The following is a 20,793-nucleotide window of genomic DNA, read 5'->3' on the forward strand; positions in this document are numbered from 1 at the left end:
TTGGCGTTCTGGTTTATACGCGAAATCGACACTCGTCCGGAAAAACCGCCGGGCGATTGTCAAACATATTAACCGGATTTCGGGAGCTGTCAGCAAATTCTTTACAGGCCCGAAGGGGCCGCGCAACCCACTGAGCTGAAAGGATTATTCGTTGGAGATGCCATGCGGCACGTGGCCGGCCGCCACGTGCAGGCGGGCGTTGTCGATGTTGTGTCGGGAGTCGTCGAAGAACAGGTCGGCGCCGAAGGCCTTCAGGAACGGCCCCTTGTCGCGTCCGCCCAGGAACAGCGATTCGTCCAGACGCACGCCCCACTCGCGCAAGGTCAGTATCACGCGCTTGTGCGCCGGCGCCGAACGCGCGGTGACCAAGGCGGTGCGAATCGGACAGTGTTCGGGCGGGAAATCGGCCTGCAGCTCGTGCAGGGCCGACAGAAAGCCCTTGAACGGACCGCCGGACAGCGGCTCGTGCGCCTTTTCGGCTTCGTGCGCGTGGAATGCGGCCAGGCCGCCCTGCTGCGAAATGCGCTCGGATTCGTCGCCGAACACCACCGCGTCGCCGTCGAAGGCGATGCGCAATTCCGGATGGCCCTGCTCGGCCGCTTCGGCCGGCAGGATGGTGGCGGCCGCGATGCCGTGTTCCAACGCGGCCTGCACCGAGGCCGGATTGGCCGACAGGAACAGGTGCGCGCCGAACGGCTGGATGTACGGGTAGACCTCGGCGCCGCTGGTGAACACCGCACGGGTGATTTTCAGCCCGTAATGCTCGATGGCGTTGAAGATGCGCAGGCCGGTGTCGGAGCTGTTGCGCGACAGCAGGATGACTTCGACCCGCGGCCGTTCCGGCGGCGCGCCGGCGTTCAGCGCCAGCAGCTTGGTGACCAGCGGGAAGGCGATGCCCGGCGGCAGCACGTCGTTCTCGCGCGCGCGCTGGTAGCGGGCGTAGGCCTCGATTCCCTCGGATTCGAACACACGGTGTCCGTCCTCCAGGTGGAACAGGGCGCGGGCGGTGATCGCCACCACCAGGGCGGCCTGGCCGCCGGATGACTGCGAGGTCGGTTGTCCGTTCATGCCGCCATTGTAGCGGATGCCGTTCTCACGGCGCGCGACTCAGATGACGAACTGCTCGTTGAGGATGCGGTCGTCCAGGTTGTGCGCCGGATCGAACAGCAGCTTGACCGTATGGCTCTGGCTTTCCACGATGCGCACCTCGACCACGTCGCGCACCTCGTGCGAATCGGCGGTGACGCTGACCGGGCGCTTGTAGGGATCGAGCACGCGCAGCATGACGCGCGTGTCGGCGCGCAGGATGGCGCCGCGCCAGCGCCGCGGCCGGAACGGCGCGATCGGCGTCAGCGCGATCACCGACGAGCCCAGCGGCAGGATCGGACCCATCGCCGAGAAGTTGTAGGCGGTGCTGCCGGCCGGCGTGGCCACCAGGATGCCGTCGCAGACCAGTTCCTCGAGCCGGACCTGGTCGTTCAGCGAGATTTCCAGATGCGCGGCCTGCCGCGTCTGGCGCAACAGCGAGACTTCGTTGTAGGCCAGGAAGCGGTGGCGCATGCCGGATTCGGTCAGCGCCTCCATCTCCAGCGGCTTGAGTTCGCTGCGTTCGGCGGCGTGCAGGCGATCCACCAAGCCGTCGGCCTGGTATTGGTTCATCAGGAACCCGACGCTGCCGAGCTTCATGCCGAACACCGGCAGGCCCAGATCGCCGTGGCGATGCAAGGTGCCGAGCATGAAGCCGTCGCCGCCCAACGCGCAAATGACTTCGGCGTCTTCCGGTGCGTGCTGGCCGTAACGCGCGGTCAACGCGCCCAAGGCCTCCTGGGCATTGGGCGCGTTGCTGGCGACGAACGCGATCTTCGGCGGATGCGATAAAGGCACGGGCGGCTCCGGTGCGGTCCGGTCATAGCATAACCGAACCGCCGCGGAATCAGCGGGTGCCGGTCGAGGCGATCTGCGCCAGGCGGCGGACCGCCACCGACAGGGTCGGGAAATCCATCTCGCTGAGCGAACGCATGTCGGTGAACATGCCGAGCGTGTACTTCAGCGCGGCGTCGTCGCGCGACAGCCAAGCCTCGACCCACTCCGACGGTTCCTTGCCGGCCTGCAGGCTGCCCAGCACGGTGCTGACCAGCTGGCGCTGCTGCGCCTGCAGTTCGTCGCGCAACACGCCACGGGCCTGGGCCTGCCAGCGTCCGGTCACCGGCAGGGCTTCGATGCCGGCCATCAGCCAGTTGATGTGCAGCGCCTCGCTGAGCGCGAAATGCGCCTGGGCCACGGCCTTCACCGGTTGGCTCTCGCGCAGGCTGAGCTCGATGATGTCCATCGACGAATCCAGGTACGGCAACGCCGCCAGGAAATGCGCCAACTGCGCCGACATGCCCAAACCGGACAGGCGGCTGAACTCGGCCTCGAAGCGGCCGCGGTCGGATTCGGTCAGGGCGCCCGGCAAGGACTGCAGCAGCACGCTGAACGGCTCCTGGTAGCGTTCGACCATGCGCGCGATGTCCGGCAACAGACCGGGCAAGGCGATCATCCAACGCGTCAGTTTGCGCTGCAGGTGCCAGATGCCGGTCAGCGCTTGGATCTGCACCGATTCCGGCACCTTGTTGTCCAAGGCGTCGATTTCGGCCCACAGCGCGCGCGCCTGCATGCTCTCGCGCACGATGGTATAGGCCTTTGCGATCTGCGCCGGGGTCTCGCCGGTGTCCTCCTGCATGCGCAGCAGGAAGGTCGAGCCCATGCGGTTGACCAGCGAGTTGGTGACCGCGGTGGCGATGATCTCGCGGCGCAAACGGTGGCTGAGCATGTATTCGGCGTACTTGTCCTGCAACGGCTGCGGGAAGTAGCGCTGCAGTTCCTTGGACAGGTACGGATCTTCCGGGACGTCGGAGTCGAGCAGCTGGTTGAAGATCACGATCTTGTCGTAGCTGAGCAGTACCGCCAGCTCCGGACGCGTCAGCCCCTGGCCTTTGGCCTTGCGCTCGGCCAGCTCGGCGTCGCTCGGCAGGAACTCGATGGCGCGGTCCAGCAGGCCCTGCGATTCCAGCGTCTGGATGAAGTGGGTGAACGAACCCAGACGTTGCGCGCTCATCGATTCCATCACGCTCAGCGCTTGGTTCTGGCGGTAGTTGTCGACCAGCACCAGCTCGCCGACTTCGTCGGTCATGCTGGCCAGCAGCGCGTTGCGGTTTTCCTGGTCCAGTTCGCCGGCCAGCATCACCGCGCCGAGCAGGATCTTGATGTTGACCTCGTGGTCGGAGGTGTCGACGCCGGCCGAGTTGTCGATGAAGTCGGTGTTCAGCAGCACGCCGGCCTGGGCGGCTTCGATGCGGCCGCGCTGGGTCATGCCCAGGTTGCCGCCCTCGCCCACCACCTTGCAGCGCAGTTCGCGGCCGTCGACGCGCAGGCCGTTGTTGGCGCGGTCGCCGCAGTCGGCGTGGGTCTCGGCGCTTGACTTGACGTAAGTGCCGATGCCGCCGTTCCACAGTAGGTCGACCGGCGCCTTCAGGATGGCGTTCATCAGCTGGTTCGGCGTCATCTCGGCCACCGACTCGTCGATGCCGAGCGCGGCCTTGGCCTCGGCGCTCAGCGCCACGGTCTTGGCCGAACGCGGGAACACGCCGCCGCCGCGGGCGATCAGCGACTTGTCGTAGTCCTCCCAGCTAGAGCGCGGCACGGCGAACAGGCGCTGGCGTTCCTTGAACGAGACCGCCGCGTCCGGATTCGGGTCGATGAAGATGTGGCGATGGTCGAACGCCGCCACCAGACGGATGTGCTCGGACAGCAGCATGCCGTTGCCGAACACGTCGCCGGACATGTCGCCGATGCCGACGCAGGTGAAGTCCTCGGTCTGGCTGTTGCGGCCGAGCGCGCGGAAGTGGCGCTTGACCGACTCCCAGGCGCCGCGGGCGGTGATGCCCATGCCCTTGTGGTCGTAACCGACCGAGCCGCCGGAGGCGAAGGCGTCGCCCAGCCAGAAGCCGTGCTCGGCCGAGATGCCGTTGGCGATGTCGGAGAAGGTCGCGGTGCCCTTGTCGGCGGCGACCACCAGGTACGGATCGTCCTGGTCGTGGCGGACCACATTTGCCGGCGGCACGATCTTGCCGCCGACGATGTTGTCGGTGATGTCCAGCAGGCCGTTGATGAAGCGCTTGTAGCAGGCCACGCCTTCCTTGAACCAGGCGTCGCGGTCGAGCGCCGGATCCGGCAGCTGCTTGGCGAAGAAGCCGCCCTTCGAGCCGACCGGCACGATGACGGTGTTCTTGACCATCTGCGCCTTGACCAGGCCGAGCACTTCCGTGCGGAAGTCCTCGCGGCGGTCGGACCAGCGCAGGCCGCCGCGGGCCACCGGACCGAAGCGCAGGTGCACGCCCTCGACGAACGGCGAATACACGAAGATCTCGCGGTACGGCACCGGCTTGGGCATGTCCGGAATGCGCGAGGGATCGAACTTGAAGCTGACGTAATCCTTGTGGCCGCTCTCGCCGCCTTGGAAGAAGCTGGTGCGCAGGGTGGCGTGCATCACCGTGGCGAAGGCGCGCAGGATGCGGTCCTCGTCCAAGCTGGCCACTTTCGCCAACTGTTTGCCGAGCAGCTTGTCGACCGCGCCGATCTGCTCCTCGCGCGCGGTGGCGACGAAGTTGGCCAGGTAGCGCTCGGCCGAGTCCACGCCCATGCGCATCAACGCCGGCGCCAGGTCGGTGTTGCTGGCCGGCAGGTCGGGGTTGAAGCGGGCGTCGAACAGGCCGATCAGGATGCGGGCCAGGGCCGGATAGCGCTGCAGCGTTTCTTCCATGTAGCTCTGCGAGAACGGCACGCCGATCTGCAGCAGGTACTTGCCATAGGCGCGCAGCACCGAAACCCGGCGCCAGCCCAGGCCGGCCAGGCTGACCAGCTTGTTGAAGCCGTCGTTCTCCGATTGGCCGCGCCAGACCGCGCCGAAGGCCTGCTCGAAGTCGGCCTTGATGTGCTCGGCGCGCAGCCCCGGAACGGTCGCTTCCAGCGCGAAGTCCTGGATCACCACGCGGCGGCCGTCGATGTGCAGGGTGTACGGATTCTCGGTCAGCACCTTCATGCCGAGGTTTTCCAGCATCGGCAGCGCGTCCGACAGCGCGATTTCGCGGTCCAGGCTGAACAGCTTGAAGCGCAGCGCGCCGTCCTTCTCGTACAGGTTGAGGGTGAGGCCGCCTTCGGCCTGCAGGCGCTCCATCTGGCGGATGTCGTCGATGCTCTGCGCCGGGGTCACGGTCTCCACGTAGCTCTGTGGCATGGCCGGCAGGTAGCGCGCGGCCAACGCGATGCCGCGCTCCTCGCCGAAGCCCTGGATCAGCGCGTCACGCAGCTCGTCTTTCCAGTTGCGGATGATGGCGCCGAGCTCCGCCTCCAGCGACTCCAGGTCGTAGGCGGCCGGCTGGTTGCCGGCGTGGCGGATCAGCAGGTGCAGCTGGGCCAGCGGCGAATCGCCGACCTTCAGGGTCTTGTCGATGCGCTCGCCGTCCAGCGCGGCCATCAGCATGGCCTCGATGCGGGTGCGGATTTCGGTGTTGAAACGGTCCTTCGGCAGGTAGATCAGCACCGAGTAGAAGCGGCCGTACGGATCCTTGCGGATGTACAGTTTCGGGCGGAAGCGTTCCTGCAGGCTGAGCACGCTGACGCTGGTCTGCAGCAACTGGTCCGGCGTGGCCTGGAACAGCTCTTCGCGCGGCAGGGTCTCCAGGATCTGGCGCAGGGCCTTGCCGCTGTGGCCTTCCAGGCTCAGGCCGGAAGCGTCCATCACTTTTTCGTAATTGCGGCGCACCACCGGAATTTCCCACGGACGGCGGTTGTAGGCTGCGGTGGTGTACAGGCCGATGAAGCGGTACTCGCCCACGGCGCGGCCGTCGGCGCCGTAACGCAGCACGCCGATGTAGTCCATGTAGGTCGGACGGTGCACGCTGGCGCGCGCCGCGGTCTTGGTCAGGATCAGCAGCTCGTGGCGCTCCATCTGCTTGCGGCCCAGGGTCTTGACCGGACGCGCCTGTGCGCTGTGATGGCTGTCGCGCAGCAGGCCCAGGCCGGTGCCCGGTACCGCCGACAGCGTTTCGGCGTCGCCGGAACCGCTCAGCGTGTATTCGCGGAAGCCCAGGAAGGTGAAGTGGTTGTCGGCCGCCCATTGCAGGAAGGCCTTGGCTTCATCCGGGGCGATCTCGGCGTTGTCGACGCGTTGCTGGGCCGCGATGTCGGCGATTTCCAGCATGCGGGTACGCATGGCCTGCCAGTCGGCGACGCTGACGCGCACGTCCTCCAGGGTGGCGCGCACGGCGGCGACCAGGGCCTCGGCGGATTCGGCGGTCTGGCGCTCGATCTCCATCCAGACCACCGACTCGCGGATCGGGCCCGGCAGCGATTTCAAGCGGCCGTCGGCCGCGCGTTCGACCGAAATGACCGGATGCACGATGGCGTAGCAGCTGATGCCGAGCGAATCCAGCACCATCTTGAACGAGTCGACCAGGAACGGGAAGTCCTCGGTCACGATTTCCAGCGAACTGCGGGTGTTGCCGCCGTCGACCGACAGACTGACGTCCTGGTTGACGCGCACGGCGGCGACGCCGGGCGTGCGGCTGCCGCAGACCTGCAGCAGCGACTCCAGGATCTTGACCCAGGCCTGCTGGTCCTGCAGCTCGAAATCCTCCAACGACACCTGCGACAGCGCGGCGTGCACGAAGGCATCGGCCGGCACGTCGCCGGTACTCCTCTGGGCGACGATTTGGGCGATGGCCTTGATGGCGGCGGTCGAAGGATTGATGATGGCGGTCATTTCGGATGTACTCGGTGAGGGATCGGTTGGGGTGGAACGGGGTCAACGCAGCCCGGTTTCGTTGCGGGCGATCACCAGACGCTGGATCTCGCTGGTGCCTTCGTAGATTTCGGTGATCTTGGCGTCGCGGAAATAGCGCTCGAGCGGCATTTCCTTGGAATAGCCCATGCCGCCGTGGATCTGCAGCGCTTGGTGGGTGATGAACATCGCGGCTTCGGACGCGGTGAGCTTGGCGACCGAGGCCTCGGTGCTGAAGCGGCCGCCGTTGCGGTCGGTCTGAGCCTTGGCCCACGCCGCGCGCAGGGTCAGGATCTCGGCAGCGTCCAGACGGCATTTCATGTCGGCGATCTTGGCCTGGATCATCTGGAAGCTGCCGATGGCCTGGCCGAAGCTCTTGCGCTCCTTGGCGTAGGCGACCGCGGCCTTGTAAGCGGCCTTGGCCAGTCCCACGGCCTGCGAGGCGATGCCGATGCGGCCGGCGTCGAGCACGCCCATGGCGATCTTGAAGCCCTCGCCTTCCACGCCCACCACTTCGTCGGCGGTGGCCACGTAGTCCTGGAACTCGATTTCGCAGGTGGCCGAGGCGCGGATGCCGAGCTTGGGTTCGGTCTTGCCGCGGTGGAAGCCCGGCTTGGCGGTGTCGATCATGAACGCGGTGATGCCTTTGGCGCCCTTGGCCGGATCGGTCATGGCGAACAGGATGATGTATTTGGCGACCGGACCGGAGGTGATCCAGCTCTTCTTGCCGTTGATTACATAGGTGCCGTCGGCCTGCTTGACCGCGCGGCAGCGCATGGCGGTGGCGTCGGAACCGGACTGCGGCTCGGTCAGCGCGAAGGCGCCGATTTCGCGACCCTCGGCGATGGCGCGCACGTACAGCTGCTTCTGCGCCTCGGTGCCGAACTTCAGGATACCGTTGCAGAACAGCGAGTTGTTGACCGAGACGATGGTCGAGTGCGCGCAATCGGCTTCGGCGATCTCGATCATGGCCAGCACATAGCTGACCGGATCCATGCCGGCGCCGCCATATTCGGTAGGCACTTCGATGCCCATCAGGCCGTTTTCGCCCAACAGGCGGATGTTGTCGAGCGGGAATTCGCCGGTACGGTCGAAGTGTTCGGCGCTGGGCGCGATCTTCTCCTGCGCGATGCGGCGGGCCACGTCCTGAATCATCAACTGCTCTTCGGTGAATCCAAAATCCATGATTGCCTCGGCTCGAAATGAATCACAAACAGCCATTTTAACCCCGTTGCCGAAGCTTATGTGTTCTTATGTGTTGCACCCGCCCGGGAAAACATATATCTTTGCATCATGATGAAAGGATATATATGAATCTCGAATCCTGGTCCCAGTGCCTGAAAGTGCTCGCCGATCCGACCCGCGTGCGTCTGCTGGCCCTGCTCGAACACGAGGAACTGACGGTGGCCGAGTTGGCCTCGATCACCGGCCTGGCGCAACCGCGCGTGTCCACCCACCTGTCCAAGCTCAAGGAGTTCGATCTGGTGCGCGACCGCCGCGCCGGGGTCAGCGCCTATTACCGCTTCAACGACAAGGATCTGGACGCGGCCGAACGCAGCCTATGGCAGGCCCTGCGCTCGGGCGCCGACGACCCGTTGCTCAAGCAGGATTTCGAACGGCTGTCGGTGGTGCTGGCGCAGCGCGCCGACGATGAAAACTGGCCGGATACCGTGGCCGGCGACATGGAGCGCCATTACTCGCCCGGCCGTACGTGGGAGGCCATGGCGCGCACCGCCCTGCCCTTGATCGACCCGGGCGAAGTGCTCGACATCGCCTCCGGCGACGGCGTGCTGGCCGAACTGTTCGCGCCCTACGCCAAACGTTATGTCTGCATCGATTCCAGCGCCAAGGTGGTGCAGGCCGCCACCGAACGCCTGCGCAAATGGCCGACGGTGTCGGTACTGAAGGCCGACATGCACGAGCTGCCGTTCGAGACGCCGCAGTTCGACCTGGTGCTGATGATGCAGGCGCTGAGCTATTCCCGGAAACCGGCGCAAGCCATCGAGGAGGCCGCGCGCGTGCTCCGGCCCAAGGGCGAGCTGCTGCTGAGCTGCCTGCTCAAGCACGGCCACAAGGGCGCGGTCGAACCCTATGGCCACGAGAACCTCGGTTTCAGCCAGAAGGAACTGATCCGCTTCGCAGAGAAGGCCGGACTGCGGGTCAAGCATTGCGAGGTGGTCAGCCGCGAACGGCGCGCGCCGCACTTCGAAATCGTGATGCTGATGGCGGTGAAACCCTGATGCTGCCCTGGAAGGAGCCGGCGCGCGCGGCCGCCCTGATCAACGCGCTGGACGAACGCATCCTGATCCTGGACGGCGCCATGGGCACCATGATCCAGGATCTGGGGCTGCAGGAATCCGACTACCGCGGCGAACGCTTCCGTGACGGTTTCGACCTGCTGGCCGAGGCCGATCACGCGCACGGCGCCGCCTGCGGTTGCGGCGGGCACGACCTGAAAGGCAACAACGATTTGCTGTCGCTGACACGCCCAGAGCTGATCGCCGGCATCCACCGGCAGTATCTGGACGCCGGCGCCGATTTGATCGAAACCAACACCTTCAACGCCACCCGCAGTTCGCAGTCAGACTATCGGCTGGAGCACCTGGCCTATGAGCTGAACCTGGCCTCGGCCCGGCTGGCGTGCGCCGCCTGCGACGCCAAGCAGGCCGAAACGCCCGAACGCCCGCGTTTCGCGGTCGGCGTGCTCGGACCGACCTCGCGTACCGCCTCGATCAGCCCGGACGTCAACGATCCGGCGTTCCGCAATACCGACTTCGACACCTTGGCCGGGCACTACCGCGAGGCCGCGCGCGGCCTGATCGACGGCGGCGCCGACATCCTGATGGTGGAGACCGTGTTCGACACATTGAACGCGAAAGCGGCGCTGTTCGCCATCGAGGAGGTGTTCCGCGAACGCGGCGAGCGCCTGCCGCTGATGGTGTCCGGCACCATCACCGACCGCTCCGGGCGCACGCTGTCCGGCCAGACCGCCGATGCCTTCTGGTATTCGTTACGGCACGCCCGGCCGCTGGCCATAGGGCTGAACTGCGCGCTGGGCGCCAAGGACCTGCGCGCGCACATCGACATCCTGTCGCAGGTGGCCGATACGCGCATCAGTTGCCACCCGAACGCCGGCCTGCCGAACGCTTTCGGCGGCTACGACGAGTCACCGGACTACATGGCCGAGCAACTGGGCGGATTCGCCCGCGCCGGCCTGCTCAACATCGTCGGCGGCTGCTGCGGCACCACCCCGGCGCACATCGCGGCAATAGCCGCGGCGGTGGCCGGCGTGCCGCCACGTCGGCTTCCGGTGCTACCGGCACACACCCGGCTGTCGGGCCTGGAGCCGTTCGTGATCACGCCGGAAACCAATTTCGTCAACGTCGGCGAGCGCACCAACGTCACCGGCTCGGCGCAGTTCAAGAAGCTGATCCTGCAGTGCGAATTCGACAAGGCGCTGGCGGTTGCCAAGCAGCAGGTCGAAAACGGCGCGCAGATCATCGACATCAACATGGACGACGGCATGCTGGATGCCGAAGCCGCGCTCGGCCGTTTCCTGCGTCTGATCGCCGCCGAGCCCGACATCGCGCGCGTGCCGCTGATGCTGGACTCCTCGAAATGGGCGGTGCTAGAAACGGGCCTGAAGTGGGTGCAGGGCAAATGCGTGGTCAACTCGATCTCGCTGAAGGAAGGCGAAGCCGAATTCCTGCGCCAGGCCGGCCTGATCCGCCGTTACGGCGCCGCCGTGGTGGTGATGGCCTTCGACGAAAGCGGCCAGGCCGACACGCTGGAACGCAAAGTGGCGATCTGCGCCCGCGCCTACGACCTGCTGACCGGACGCCTGGACTTCCCGCCGGAAGACATCATCTTCGACCCGAACATCTTCGCCATCGGCACCGGAATCGCCGAACACGACGGCTACGCAGTAGCCTTCATCGAGGCCGCGCGGAAACTCAAGCGCCGCTTTCCGCTGTCGCACGTATCCGGCGGCGTCTCCAACGTCAGCTTCAGCTTCCGCGGCAATATGCCGCTGCGCGAAGCCATGCATTCGGTGTTCCTGTACCACGCCATCCGCGCCGGCATGGACATGGGCATCGTCAACGCCGGCGGCATGCCGCTGTACGACGACATCGCGCCCGAACTGCGCGCGCTGCTGGAGGGTCTGGTGCTGGCCACCGACCCGGACGCCACCGAAAAGCTGATGGCCGCCGCCGACCGCTTCAAGGCCGGCCAAAACGCCGATGACGGCAGCTCTCTGGCCTGGCGCGCCTGGCCGGTCGAAGACCGGTTGGCGCACGCGTTGGTGCACGGCATCGACGCCTATGTGGAAGAGGACACGGAAGAGGCCCGGCTGGCCGCGGCGCATCCGCTGGAGGTCATCGAACGGCACCTGATGCGCGGCATGAACACCGTCGGCGACCTGTTCGGCGCCGGCAAGATGTTCCTGCCGCAAGTGATCAAATCGGCGCGGGTGATGAAGAAATCGGTCGCCCTGCTGCTACCGTACATCGAGGCGCTGAAGCAGACCGGCGGTGCCGGCAGCTCCAACGGCCGCATCGTCATGGCCACGGTCAAGGGCGACGTGCACGACATCGGCAAGAACATCGTCGGCGTGGTGCTGGCCTGCAACAATTTCGAGATCGTCGATCTCGGCGTGATGGTGCCGGCGCAGGACATCCTCAACGCCGCCGTGGCGCATGATGCGGTCGCCATCGGCCTGTCCGGTCTGATCACGCCCTCGCTCGAGGAGATGAGCCACGTCGCCAAGGAAATGAAGCGCCAGGGCCTGCGCCTGCCGCTGTTGATCGGCGGCGCCACCACCTCGCGCGCGCACACCGCACTGAAGATCGCGCCGCACCACGACCAACCGGTGGTCTGGGTCAAGGACGCCTCGCGCGCGGTCGGCGTGGCCGCAGCGGTCTGCGCGCCGGCGCAGCACGCGGAGTTCCTGAGCGGCATCGCCGAGGACTACCGTCGCATCCGCGAGCGGCACGCGCTGAAGTCCGACGCCAAGACCCTGGTCGGGCTGGATGCCGCCCGCGGCAATGCCCTGCGCCTGGATTGGAACGGCTATGCTCCGCCGGCGCCGAACTTCACCGGCACGCGCGTGTTCGACGACATTCCGCTGGCGGAACTGGTGCCGTACATCGACTGGACGCCGTTCTTCCAGAGCTGGGAGTTGGCCGGCCGCTATCCGGCCATTCTCGACGACGCCGTGGTCGGGCAACAGGCGCGGGCGCTGTATGCCGACGCGCAGGCGATGCTGGCGCGCATCATATCCGAGCACTGGCTGAGGGCCCGTGCCGTGGCCGGCTTCTGGCCGGCGCACAGCCGCGGCGAAGACGTGCGGCTGCAGACCGGAAGCGGCACGACCACCCTGCACTTCCTGCGCCAACAGGCCGACAAGCCCGATACCCGCGCCAATCTGAGCCTGGCCGATTTCATCGCACCCGAGGGCGGTCCGCCGGATTACATCGGCGCCTTCGCGGTCAACTGCGGCGAGGGCGTGGACGCCCGGGCCAAGGCGTTCGAAGCCGCTTACGACGATTACTCCTCGATCCTGCTGAAGGCCTTGGCCGACCGCTTCGCCGAGGCCTGCACCGAATGGCTGCACCGCACCGTACGCACCGAACTCTGGCCGTACGCGGCCGACGAGACGCTCGACAACGAGGCGCTGATCCAGGAACGCTACCGCGGCATCCGGCCGGCGCCGGGCTATCCGGCCTGCCCCGACCACAGCGAGAAGCGCACGCTGTTCGCCCTGCTCGACGCCGAGGAACGCATCGGCCTGCGGCTGACCGGGAATTTCGCCATGCAGCCGGCGTCGGCGGTCAGCGGTTACTACTTCGCGCATCCGCAGAGCCGGTATTTCGTAATCGGCCGGCTGGGCCGCGACCAGGTCGCGGATTACGCGGCGCGCAAAGGCATCGACATCGCCGAAGCCGAACGCTATTTGGCCGCCAATCTGGACTACGACCCGGAATGACACCCGTTAATGGCCCGGACGCCCGCCCGCCGGTGGTCGCGATTGTCGGCTGCGCGGGTGCCTATGGGCGTTGGCTGACATGCTTCCTGAGCGAGCGGATGGGACTGCAAGTCATCGGTCATGATCCGGCACTGGCGGATTCGCTGTCGCCGCGCACGCTGCTGCAACGCGCTGACGTGGTGGTGTTCAGCACACCGATCCGCGATACCCCGGCGATCATCGAGTCGTTCGCCAGGCTTGCCGATGGCATCGAAGCCGGCCAGCTATGGCTGGATCTCACCTCGGTCAAGCAGGCGCCGGTGCAGTCGATGCTGGGATCGCGCGCGGAGGTGGCGGGCCTACACCCGATGGCGGCGCCACCGAAGACCGTGACCCTCAAAGGCCACACGATGGCGGTGTGCCGGGCGCGCATACTGCGCTGGCAGGCATGGCTGGATGCATTGCTCGAAGAGTTGCAGGCGGACTGCGTGGAGATCGACCCGCAGGCGCATGACCGGGCAATGGCGCTGGTACAGGGACTGGTGCATGCGACGCACATGGTGCAGGCGAAAGTACTGTGCGTGCTCGCGGCCGATGCCGGCGGATTGCCAGGCCTGCATGGGCTACGCACCACCGGCCATCAGCTCGACCTCGCGGTGACCGGGCGGATCCTGTCCGGCAACCCGGCGATTTACACCGGCATCCAGTTCGACAATCCACACATGCCGGCGGTGCTGGCGCGGTTGGCGGCGGCGGCGGCGGAGTTGCGCGACGCGGTTGCCGATGGCAGCAGCGACGCCCGCACGGCGGTCGCGGAACGCTTCCTGCAGGTGCCCGCGGCGTGGTTTGGCGATTCGGTGCTGGCCGCCTGTAGCCACGATTTTGAACGCATGGGTTACCTGCAGGCCGACCTGCAGGACCGACGTTTCATCAGCGTGTACCTGCCACAGGACCGCCCCGGCTCGCTGCGCGCCTTGCTCGACGTGTTCGAGCGGCTGGGCATCAACTTGGCCTCGATCCATTCCTCGCGCACGCCGGATGGCAAACTACATTTCCGGATCGGCCTAGATCGGCTACCGGTCGCGCTGGAGTCCCTGCGCGCGGCGGTCGAAGACGCCGGCATCGGACTCGTGCTGGACGCCCGCGACGGAGACTGATGAGACTCACCAGATCAGGTCGTCGGGCACCTGGTATTTCGGGTCGGCGTAATCGTCCGGCAGGCTTTCCTCGCTCCCGTCGCAATACAGGGCCACCAGCGCCGGCAACAGATCGCGCACCGCCAAGGTGACGTCCTTCGGTACCAGGCAATACCGGCCGTTGAACTGCACCACGCCGAGCTCGCCGGCGTTCAGCGCGGTCAGCTGCTCCGGCGTGACGTACACGCGCTTGATCTTGCCGCCGTACATGAAATGGCGGGCGATTTCGGCGCTCTCGCTGTTCAGCGCCTTGCCCTCGAGCAGGCGTGCCACCGCCTCTTTGGCCTGTTTCTTGGCCAAGGCCTTTTCCTGCTTCTCGCGTTCGGCCTGTTCGCGCTCGCGTTTTTCCTGCGCGCTGCGCAGGGCGAAAGCCTTGGCCAGATCCATTTCCTCCGCCGACGGCCGTGGTTTGCCGCGGCCATGCCCTGCTTTCGAGCCGGAACGCGCCGGATGGGGTGACGGCTTGGGCGTGGGGCGGCGTTCGGGTTTGGGCGCGGGCTTGAAGCCGAGGCCCAGCAATTGGTCTTTCAGGGAATCGCTCATGGCTCAGTAATGCGGCGGCGGCGGCTCGGTGCCCGGATCGGCCAGCACCATGCCGCGCATGGACTTCAGCTCCTCCATCGCCCGGCGCAGTTGTTCGGACTGCCGGTAATTCTCCATGCGCGCTTCGGCCAATGCGTCGCTCATTTCGGCCAAGGCATGCTCCTGGAACGCGATGCGCGCCTCGAGTTCGGCGAGACGCTCTTCGACGCTGCCCGTCACGTCAGCCGGCCTTGGCGATGGAACGGCCGCGACCGATGCCGTAGTAGGCAAGGCCCGCGGCTTCAACCGTTTCCGGGTCGTAGATGTTGCGGCCGTCGAACACCGCGGCGGCCGAGAGCTGCTGTTTCAGCTGACCGAAATCCGGGCTGCGGAAATTCTTCCATTCGGTCACCACCACCAGTGCGTCGGCGTTCTGCAACGCGGCGTTGGCGGTACCGGTCAGCGCCAAGTCGTCGCGCTGGCCGAAGATGCGCTCGGCCTCGTGCATGGCTTCCGGGTCGAAGGCCTGGACCTTGGCGCCGGCCGCCCACAGGCTGGCCAACAGGTTGCGGCTGGAGGCGGCGCGCATGTCGTCGGTGTTGGGTTTGAACGCCAAGCCCCAGACCGCGAATGTGCGGCCCTTGAGCTCGCCGTTGAAGTGCCTGGAAATGAGCTCGAATAATTTGTCTTTCTGGCGGTCGTTGACCGCTTCGACCGCGGCCAGGATCTTCGCCTCGTAGCCGTGTTGGCACGCGGTGCGCTCCAGCGCCTGCACGTCCTTCGGAAAGCACGAGCCGCCATAGCCGGCGCCCGGATAGATGAAGCTGTAGCCGATGCGCGGATCGGAGCCGATGCCGTGCCGGACCATCTCGATGTCGGCGCCGACGCGTTCGGCGATGTTGGCCATCTCGTTCATGAAGCTGATCTTGGTCGCCAGCATGGCGTTGGCGGCGTACTTGGTCAGCTCGGCCGAACGCACGTCCATGGCCACGATGCGGTCGTGGTTGCGGTTGAACGGCGCGTACAGCTTCTTCAGCTGCTCCAGCGCCTTGGCCGACTTGGCGCCGATCACGATGCGGTCCGGGCGCATGCAGTCCTTGACCGCGTCGCCCTCTTTCAGGAATTCGGGATTGGACACCACGTCGAACGCCACCACGGCGCCGCGCGCCTGCAGGGCCGAAGCCACCGCGGCCTCGACCCGGTCGGCGGTGCCGACCGGCACCGTCGATTTGTTGACCACCACGGCCGGCCGCGACAGGTGCCGGCCGATGGTGTCGGCCACCGCCAGCACATACTGCAAATCGGCGCTGCCGTCCTCGTCCGGCGGGGTGCCGACCGCGATGAAGATGATGTCGCCGTGCTCGACCGCCGACTTGGCGTCGGTGGTGAACTGCAGACGGCCTTCCTGGTGGTTCTGCACCACCATCGGCGTCAGGCCCGGCTCGTAGATGGGAATACGGCCCTGGTTCAGGCCTTCGACCTTGGCGGCGTCGATATCGACGCACACCACGTGGTTGCCCATCTCCGCCAAGCAGGTGCCGGTGACCAGACCGACATAGCCGGTGCCGAATACGGTGACTTTCATCGCGTGCGTCCGTCCGGATTACTGGGCCGGCGCCGGTTCGCCGGCTTTGGCTTCCAACAGCTCCACTTCGAACACCAAGGTAGCGTTCGGGCCGATCACCGGCGGGCCGCCGGCTTCGCCGTAGGCCAACTCGCTCGGAATCCAGAACTTGTACTTGCTGCCGACCGGCATCAGGCCGACGCCTTCCGACCAGCCCGGGATGACCGCGTTCAGCGGGAAGTCAATCGGTTCATTGCGCTCGTAGGAGCTGTCGAACACGGTGCCGTCCAGCAGCGTGCCTTTGTAGTTGACTTTCACCACGTCGGTGGCGGCCGGCTTCGGGCCGGAGCCTTGGCGCAGCACCTGGTACTGCAGGCCGCTGGCGGTGGTGATCACGCCCGGCGCGGCCTTGTTCTTGGCCAGGAAGGCTTTGCCTTCTTCCAGGTTCTTCTTCGGCAGTTCGGCCGCGGTCTTCTCGGCGTGCGCCTGCAGCTTGGCGGCGAAGGCCTCGCGGATCTGCTGGTGCTGGGCGTCGTTGATCAGCGCCTTGCCGGCCATCTGGTCGGCCAAGCCCTTGCCCAGCATGTCGACGTCGATTTCGCCTTCGATTTCCTTCAGCGACTTGGCGATGTCCATGCCGATCATGTAGCTGACCTGCTTGCGTTCGCTGTTCATGCCGGCCAGGCCCTTGACCGTTTCGCTACCTTTCTCGACGCTGACGATTTCGGGCTTGGCGGCGGACTTGCCTTCGCCGGCGCCTTCGTCCTTGCTGCAGGCGGAAAGGCTGACGCACATCAGGGCGCCGGCCAGGGTGAGCGCGAGAGGTTGCTTGAACTTCATGGGGGACTTACTCCGGGGTGGGATTCAGACCCGTATTGTCGGTGCAAACGCCGCTTTCGGCAAACACTATCGCGCCGGCGTCATTGCGCCGCCAGCGCCGCCTCGATCTTGGCCACGATCTGCGCGTCGTCCGGCTTGACCTTACTCGGGAAGCTGCCGATCACGTTGCCTTTGCGGTCGATCAGGAACTTGTGGAAGTTCCAACCCGGCACGTCGCCGGTCAGCACCTTCAGGTCGCGGTAGATGCCGGTGGTCTGGTTGCCCTTGACATGCACCTTCTCGAACATCGGGAATTTCACGCCATAGGTCAAGGTGCAGAAATCCTTGATTTCCTTTTCGCTGCCCGGATCCTGGCCCATGAAGTCGTTGGACGGAAAGCCCAGCACGGCAAAGCCTTGTTTGCCGTATTTGGCGTTCAGCGCCTCCAATGCCTCGAATTGCGGGGTGTAACCGCATTTGCTGGCGGTATTGACCACCAACAGCACCTTGCCGCCGTAAGTGGCGCGCAGATCGACCTGTTTTTTCCCGGCCAGCGTGCGGTACTTGTGGTCCAGGACATCGATTTTGGCGGCACCGGCGGCACCTACCAAAAACAGCCCCAAGGCAATATAACGCAATGATTTGATTAACATATCGCGACTCCTCGGCGGGAAAAGTGAATGATTTCTGAATAGTTTGGCAAATCGACCATGAAGACGGTGTTGACAGGTAAACTTTTACTGTTATAGTTACCTACAACACCCACCCGATACATCACCGGAGCACCTTATGGCCCTCTCCCTGAAAAACACCCTGGCAAGCCTAGCACTTTCCGGTGTGATGCTGTTCGCGGGCTTCCTGTCCGGCCAAGCGCCGGTTGCGGCCGGCCAAACCGACCTGCCCGCCGGTCCGGCCGCCCAAGCGTCGGAATCCGCCGACGACAGCCGCATCGCCGGCAAGCGCCGCGCCAAACGCGCGCTGACCACCCCGTACTTCTCGTTCGGCAAAGCGAACTTCCCGGGAGCACGCTGATGAGCATCCAATGGAGCGACAACACCCCGATCTACCGGCAGCTGAAGGAACGGCTGGTCGGCATGATGCTGGACGGCGACATCAAGCCGGGCGACGCCCTGCCCTCGGTCCGCCAGATCGCCGCCGAATATCAGCTGAACCCGATCACCGTCTCGCGCGCCTTCCAGGAACTGGCCGACGAGCAGGTGGTGGAGAAGCGCCGCGGCCTGGGCATGTACATGAGCGGCGACGCCAAGGACCGCCTGCTGGCCAGCGAGAAGCAGCGCTTCCTGCACGACGAATGGCCGGCGATTGCCGAACGCATCAAACGCCTCGGCCTGGATACGGCACAATTACTCAACAACACCAAGGGGGAATCCGCATGAGCAGCGTCCTGAGCGCCACCGCGCTGAGCAAACACTACGGCAAGCAGGCCGCGGTCGATGCCATCGACCTGGACATCCAACCCGGGCGCATCGTCGGCCTGATCGGCCCGAACGGCTCCGGCAAGACCACCACGCTGAAGGCCGCGCTCGGTCTGATTCCGTTCGAGGGCGAGCTGAAGGTGATGGGCTTCGACCCGCGCACCCAGCGCGACGACCTGATGCGCGAGGTCTGCTTCATCGCCGACGTGGCGGTGCTGCCGCGCTGGATCCGCGTGCGCGAGGTCATCGATTTCGTGGCCGGCACCCATCCCAAGTTCGACCGCGCCAAGGCCGACGCCTACCTGGCCAAGACCAAGCTGAAGCCGTCGATGAAGGTCAAGGAGATGTCGAAGGGCATGATCGTGCAGCTGCACCTGGCGATCGTGATGTCGATCGACGCCCGCCTGCTGGTGCTGGACGAACCGACCCTGGGCCTGGACATCCTGTACCGCAAGCAGTTCTACCAGAACCTGCTGGAAGAGTATTTCGACGAGGGCAAGACCATCATCGTCACCACGCACCAGGTCGAGGAGATCGAACACATCCTCACCGACTTGGTGTTCATCCGCGAAGGCAAGATCACCCTGAACACCACCATGGACGAGATCGCCGGGCGCTTCACCGAAGTGATGGTCGGCTCCGACAGCTACGCCGCCGCCAAGGCCCTGGGCCCGATCGACGAGCGCTCGGTGTTCGGCAAGACCGTCTTCCTGTTCGACGGCGTCGCGCGCACCGACCTGTCCCGCCTCGGCGACGTCAAAACCCCCGGCATCGCCGACCTGTTCGTCGCCACCATGAAAGGAACCTACGCATGAACACGATGAATTGGCTGTTGAAACGCGAACATTGGGAACACAAAGGCGGCTTCTTCTGGGCGCCGATCGTGGTGTCCGGCATCATCGTGCTGATCAGCATCGGTTCGATGCTGTTCGCCACCGTGATGGGCCGCGACGGCGGCTTCCACATCGGCGGCAACAGCGATGTCAGCCTGTCGCAGGCGCTGGCCAGCGTGTCGCAGGCCGATAAGCTCGAAATCGCGCAAGGCATCGCGGTCGGCTATCCGGCCATCGCCATGCCGGTGATGGTGACCCTGGGCTTCGTGGTGTTCTTCTACGCCCTGGGCTGCCTGTACGACGAGCGCAAGGACCGCAGCATCCTGTTCTGGAAATCGCTGCCGATCTCCGACCGCGACACCGTGGTGGCCAAGGCGCTGACCGCGCTGGTGGTCGGGCCGCTGATCGCTATCGCGGTATCGCTGGCGCTGGCGCTGCTGGTCACCTTCACCTTCATGCTGCTGGCCGCGTTCCATGGCATGAACCTGTTCGGCGCGGTGCTCGGCAACGGCAACTTCTATCTGGTCATCCTGCAGATCCTGAGCTTCATCCCGATCTACGTGCTGTGGGCGCTGCCGACCGTCGGCTACCTGATGTTCGTGTCCAGCTGGGCCAAGACCAAGCCCTTCCTGTGGGCGGTGGGCGTACCGGTGCTCGGCGGCGTCATCCTGAGCTGGATCAACCTGCTGTCCGGCTCGCCGTTCGAACTGGACAAGTACTGGGAAATCATCGTCGGCCGCGGTCTGGGCAGCGCTTTCCCGGGCACCTGGCTGGGCTACGTCTCGGAGCAGAATGCCCATATCACCCCCGACAACGCCTTGGGCTTCCTGCTATCGAACACCTACAGCCTGCTGGCCACCGCCAACCTGTGGATCGGCGTCGCCATCGGCCTGGCCTTTCTGGCCGCGGCGGTGAAGATGCGCCGCTATCGCGACGAAGGCTGAATTCCACCCCGGCGGCGTACCATCCGGCGCGCCGCCCGTTCCCGGAATCCTTTTGGAGAATCCCATGTTGAAGTCCCTGCCCGCACTGGCGCTCGCCGCCGCCCTGTTGACCGCTTGCGCCCCCTCCGACGGCGACGGCACCGCCAAACAGGCGATCGATACCGCACACGCCGAGATGGACAAAGCCATCAAGGAAATCGCCTCGGAAAACATGAGCCTGACCGGCGCCAGCGGCACACCCAAGGCCGAAATCACCCCGACCGGCGAGCTGCTGATCGACGGCAAGCCGGTGCAGCTGACCGACGACCAGCGCGCCCAGCTGGCCAAACACCGCGAACTGCTGGTGGCCATCGCCAGCGACGGCGTCGCCATCGGCAAGGAAGGCGTGGCCTTGGCCGGCAAAGCGGTCAGCGAAGCGTTCAGCGGCGTGCTGAACGGCGACAGCGAGGAGTTCGAAAAGAAGATCGAAGCCGAAGCCAAACGCATCGAGCAGTCGGCCAAAACGCTGTGCGGCCGCCTGCCGGCGCTGATGGCCTCGGAACAGGCGCTGGCCAAGGCCATTCCGGCCTTCCAGCCCTACGCCCAGATGACCCAGACCGACGTCGACGAGTGCATGTCCGACATCGACGTGCCGGAAGCGCCGGAAGCCCCTGAAGCGCCACAGCCGCCGGCTCCGCCGGCACAATAAGGAACG

At 65.7% G+C, this 20,793-nt stretch carries 17 protein-coding genes; 8 read left to right on the plus strand and 9 right to left on the minus strand.

Annotated features, from left to right (window positions below):
* Positions 1-144: 144 nt before the first annotated feature.
* Genes IEV56_RS00625 through IEV56_RS00640 form a run of 4 tightly spaced genes read right to left on the minus strand, consistent with a single transcriptional unit; the run spans position 145 to position 8,005 of the window.
* Positions 145-1,068 (minus strand): 5'-nucleotidase, encoded by a 924-nt coding sequence (locus tag IEV56_RS00625; protein ID WP_188446649.1) that lies wholly within the window; start codon positions 1,066-1,068, stop codon positions 145-147.
* A gap of 39 nt (positions 1,069-1,107) precedes the next feature.
* Positions 1,108-1,884 carry an NAD kinase gene (locus IEV56_RS00630; RefSeq protein WP_188446651.1) on the minus strand — a complete coding sequence of 259 codons (777 nt, stop codon included), beginning with the start codon at positions 1,882-1,884 and terminating at the stop codon, positions 1,108-1,110.
* Positions 1,885-1,933: 49 nt separating this feature from the next.
* The gene (locus IEV56_RS00635; RefSeq protein WP_188446653.1) at positions 1,934-6,802 is read right to left on the minus strand and encodes an NAD-glutamate dehydrogenase; all 4,869 of its coding nucleotides are present in this window, start codon (positions 6,800-6,802) and stop codon (positions 1,934-1,936) included.
* A 42-nt stretch (positions 6,803-6,844) separates the two neighbouring features.
* On the minus strand, positions 6,845-8,005 hold the full coding sequence (locus IEV56_RS00640; protein WP_188446672.1) for an acyl-CoA dehydrogenase family protein: 1,161 nt from the start codon (positions 8,003-8,005) through the stop codon (positions 6,845-6,847).
* A 125-nt stretch (positions 8,006-8,130) separates the two neighbouring features.
* Here IEV56_RS00640 and IEV56_RS00645 point away from each other — a divergent pair, with 125 nt between their 5' ends.
* The 3 genes from IEV56_RS00645 to IEV56_RS00655 are packed head-to-tail and all read left to right on the plus strand — an operon-like array spanning position 8,131 to position 13,942.
* Positions 8,131-9,060 (plus strand): metalloregulator ArsR/SmtB family transcription factor, encoded by a 930-nt coding sequence (locus IEV56_RS00645; protein ID WP_188446674.1) that lies wholly within the window; start codon positions 8,131-8,133, stop codon positions 9,058-9,060.
* Positions 9,060-12,806, plus strand: a complete 3,747-nt coding sequence (gene metH, locus IEV56_RS00650) for a methionine synthase (RefSeq protein WP_188446676.1) — start codon at positions 9,060-9,062, stop codon at positions 12,804-12,806. The genes IEV56_RS00645 and metH overlap by 1 nt, the downstream gene beginning before the upstream one ends.
* Positions 12,803-13,942, plus strand: a complete 1,140-nt coding sequence (locus IEV56_RS00655) for a prephenate dehydrogenase (RefSeq protein WP_188446679.1) — start codon at positions 12,803-12,805, stop codon at positions 13,940-13,942. Before metH ends, IEV56_RS00655 begins: the two co-directional genes overlap by 4 nt.
* 6 nt (positions 13,943-13,948) lie before the next feature.
* Here the strand turns inward: IEV56_RS00655 and IEV56_RS00660 are convergent, their stop codons facing one another.
* The 5 genes from IEV56_RS00660 to IEV56_RS00680 form a co-directional block, all read right to left on the minus strand.
* The gene (locus IEV56_RS00660) at positions 13,949-14,524 is read right to left on the minus strand and encodes a DUF2058 domain-containing protein (RefSeq protein ID WP_188446681.1); all 576 of its coding nucleotides are present in this window, start codon (positions 14,522-14,524) and stop codon (positions 13,949-13,951) included.
* A gap of 3 nt (positions 14,525-14,527) precedes the next feature.
* Positions 14,528-14,743, minus strand: a complete 216-nt coding sequence (locus IEV56_RS00665; RefSeq protein WP_188446683.1) for a SlyX family protein — start codon at positions 14,741-14,743, stop codon at positions 14,528-14,530.
* Between the two features lies 1 nt (position 14,744).
* On the minus strand, positions 14,745-16,088 hold the full coding sequence (locus tag IEV56_RS00670; RefSeq protein ID WP_188446685.1) for a UDP-glucose dehydrogenase family protein: 1,344 nt from the start codon (positions 16,086-16,088) through the stop codon (positions 14,745-14,747).
* 18 nt (positions 16,089-16,106) lie between these two features.
* On the minus strand, positions 16,107-16,907 hold the full coding sequence (locus tag IEV56_RS00675) for an FKBP-type peptidyl-prolyl cis-trans isomerase (RefSeq protein WP_188446687.1): 801 nt from the start codon (positions 16,905-16,907) through the stop codon (positions 16,107-16,109).
* Between the two features lie 80 nt (positions 16,908-16,987).
* On the minus strand, positions 16,988-17,539 hold the full coding sequence (locus tag IEV56_RS00680; protein ID WP_188446689.1) for a glutathione peroxidase: 552 nt from the start codon (positions 17,537-17,539) through the stop codon (positions 16,988-16,990).
* A gap of 136 nt (positions 17,540-17,675) precedes the next feature.
* Here IEV56_RS00680 and IEV56_RS00685 point away from each other — a divergent pair, with 136 nt between their 5' ends.
* The 5 genes from IEV56_RS00685 to IEV56_RS00705 all read left to right on the plus strand — a co-directional run bounded on the left by IEV56_RS00685 (position 17,676) and on the right by IEV56_RS00705 (position 20,787).
* Positions 17,676-17,918 (plus strand): hypothetical protein, encoded by a 243-nt coding sequence (locus IEV56_RS00685; RefSeq protein ID WP_188446691.1) that lies wholly within the window; start codon positions 17,676-17,678, stop codon positions 17,916-17,918.
* Complete coding sequence (locus IEV56_RS00690; RefSeq protein ID WP_425488548.1) at positions 17,918-18,283, plus strand: GntR family transcriptional regulator; 366 nt, start codon at positions 17,918-17,920, stop codon at positions 18,281-18,283. Before IEV56_RS00685 ends, IEV56_RS00690 begins: the two co-directional genes overlap by 1 nt.
* Positions 18,280-19,137 carry an ABC transporter ATP-binding protein gene (locus IEV56_RS00695; protein WP_188446693.1) on the plus strand — a complete coding sequence of 286 codons (858 nt, stop codon included), beginning with the start codon at positions 18,280-18,282 and terminating at the stop codon, positions 19,135-19,137. The genes IEV56_RS00690 and IEV56_RS00695 overlap by 4 nt, the downstream gene beginning before the upstream one ends.
* Positions 19,134-20,099 carry a hypothetical protein gene (locus IEV56_RS00700; RefSeq protein ID WP_188446695.1) on the plus strand — a complete coding sequence of 322 codons (966 nt, stop codon included), beginning with the start codon at positions 19,134-19,136 and terminating at the stop codon, positions 20,097-20,099. The genes IEV56_RS00695 and IEV56_RS00700 overlap by 4 nt, the downstream gene beginning before the upstream one ends.
* Positions 20,100-20,163: 64 nt before the next feature.
* Positions 20,164-20,787 carry a DUF2884 family protein gene (locus IEV56_RS00705; protein WP_188446697.1) on the plus strand — a complete coding sequence of 208 codons (624 nt, stop codon included), beginning with the start codon at positions 20,164-20,166 and terminating at the stop codon, positions 20,785-20,787.
* Positions 20,788-20,793 lie beyond the last annotated feature (6 nt).

The organism is Arenimonas maotaiensis, assembly GCF_014638745.1.
Lineage (GTDB): Bacteria > Pseudomonadota > Gammaproteobacteria > Xanthomonadales > Xanthomonadaceae > Arenimonas > Arenimonas maotaiensis.

Coding starts and splice junctions, on each gene's coding strand:
- IEV56_RS00625 (WP_188446649.1), bottom strand. CDS start 1,068: ATGAACGGACAACCGACCTCGCAGTCATCCGGCGGCCAGGCCGCCCTG.
- IEV56_RS00635 (WP_188446653.1), bottom strand. CDS start 6,802: ATGACCGCCATCATCAATCCTTCGACCGCCGCCATCAAGGCCATCGCC.
- IEV56_RS00640 (WP_188446672.1), bottom strand. CDS start 8,005: ATGGATTTTGGATTCACCGAAGAGCAGTTGATGATTCAGGACGTGGCC.
- IEV56_RS00645 (WP_188446674.1), top strand. CDS start 8,131: ATGAATCTCGAATCCTGGTCCCAGTGCCTGAAAGTGCTCGCCGATCCG.
- metH (WP_188446676.1), top strand. CDS start 9,060: ATGCTGCCCTGGAAGGAGCCGGCGCGCGCGGCCGCCCTGATCAACGCG.
- IEV56_RS00655 (WP_188446679.1), top strand. CDS start 12,803: ATGACACCCGTTAATGGCCCGGACGCCCGCCCGCCGGTGGTCGCGATT.
- IEV56_RS00660 (WP_188446681.1), bottom strand. CDS start 14,524: ATGAGCGATTCCCTGAAAGACCAATTGCTGGGCCTCGGCTTCAAGCCC.
- IEV56_RS00670 (WP_188446685.1), bottom strand. CDS start 16,088: ATGAAAGTCACCGTATTCGGCACCGGCTATGTCGGTCTGGTCACCGGC.
- IEV56_RS00675 (WP_188446687.1), bottom strand. CDS start 16,907: ATGAAGTTCAAGCAACCTCTCGCGCTCACCCTGGCCGGCGCCCTGATG.
- IEV56_RS00680 (WP_188446689.1), bottom strand. CDS start 17,539: ATGTTAATCAAATCATTGCGTTATATTGCCTTGGGGCTGTTTTTGGTA.
- IEV56_RS00685 (WP_188446691.1), top strand. CDS start 17,676: ATGGCCCTCTCCCTGAAAAACACCCTGGCAAGCCTAGCACTTTCCGGT.
- IEV56_RS00690 (WP_425488548.1), top strand. CDS start 17,918: ATGAGCATCCAATGGAGCGACAACACCCCGATCTACCGGCAGCTGAAG.
- IEV56_RS00695 (WP_188446693.1), top strand. CDS start 18,280: ATGAGCAGCGTCCTGAGCGCCACCGCGCTGAGCAAACACTACGGCAAG.
- IEV56_RS00700 (WP_188446695.1), top strand. CDS start 19,134: ATGAACACGATGAATTGGCTGTTGAAACGCGAACATTGGGAACACAAA.
- IEV56_RS00705 (WP_188446697.1), top strand. CDS start 20,164: ATGTTGAAGTCCCTGCCCGCACTGGCGCTCGCCGCCGCCCTGTTGACC.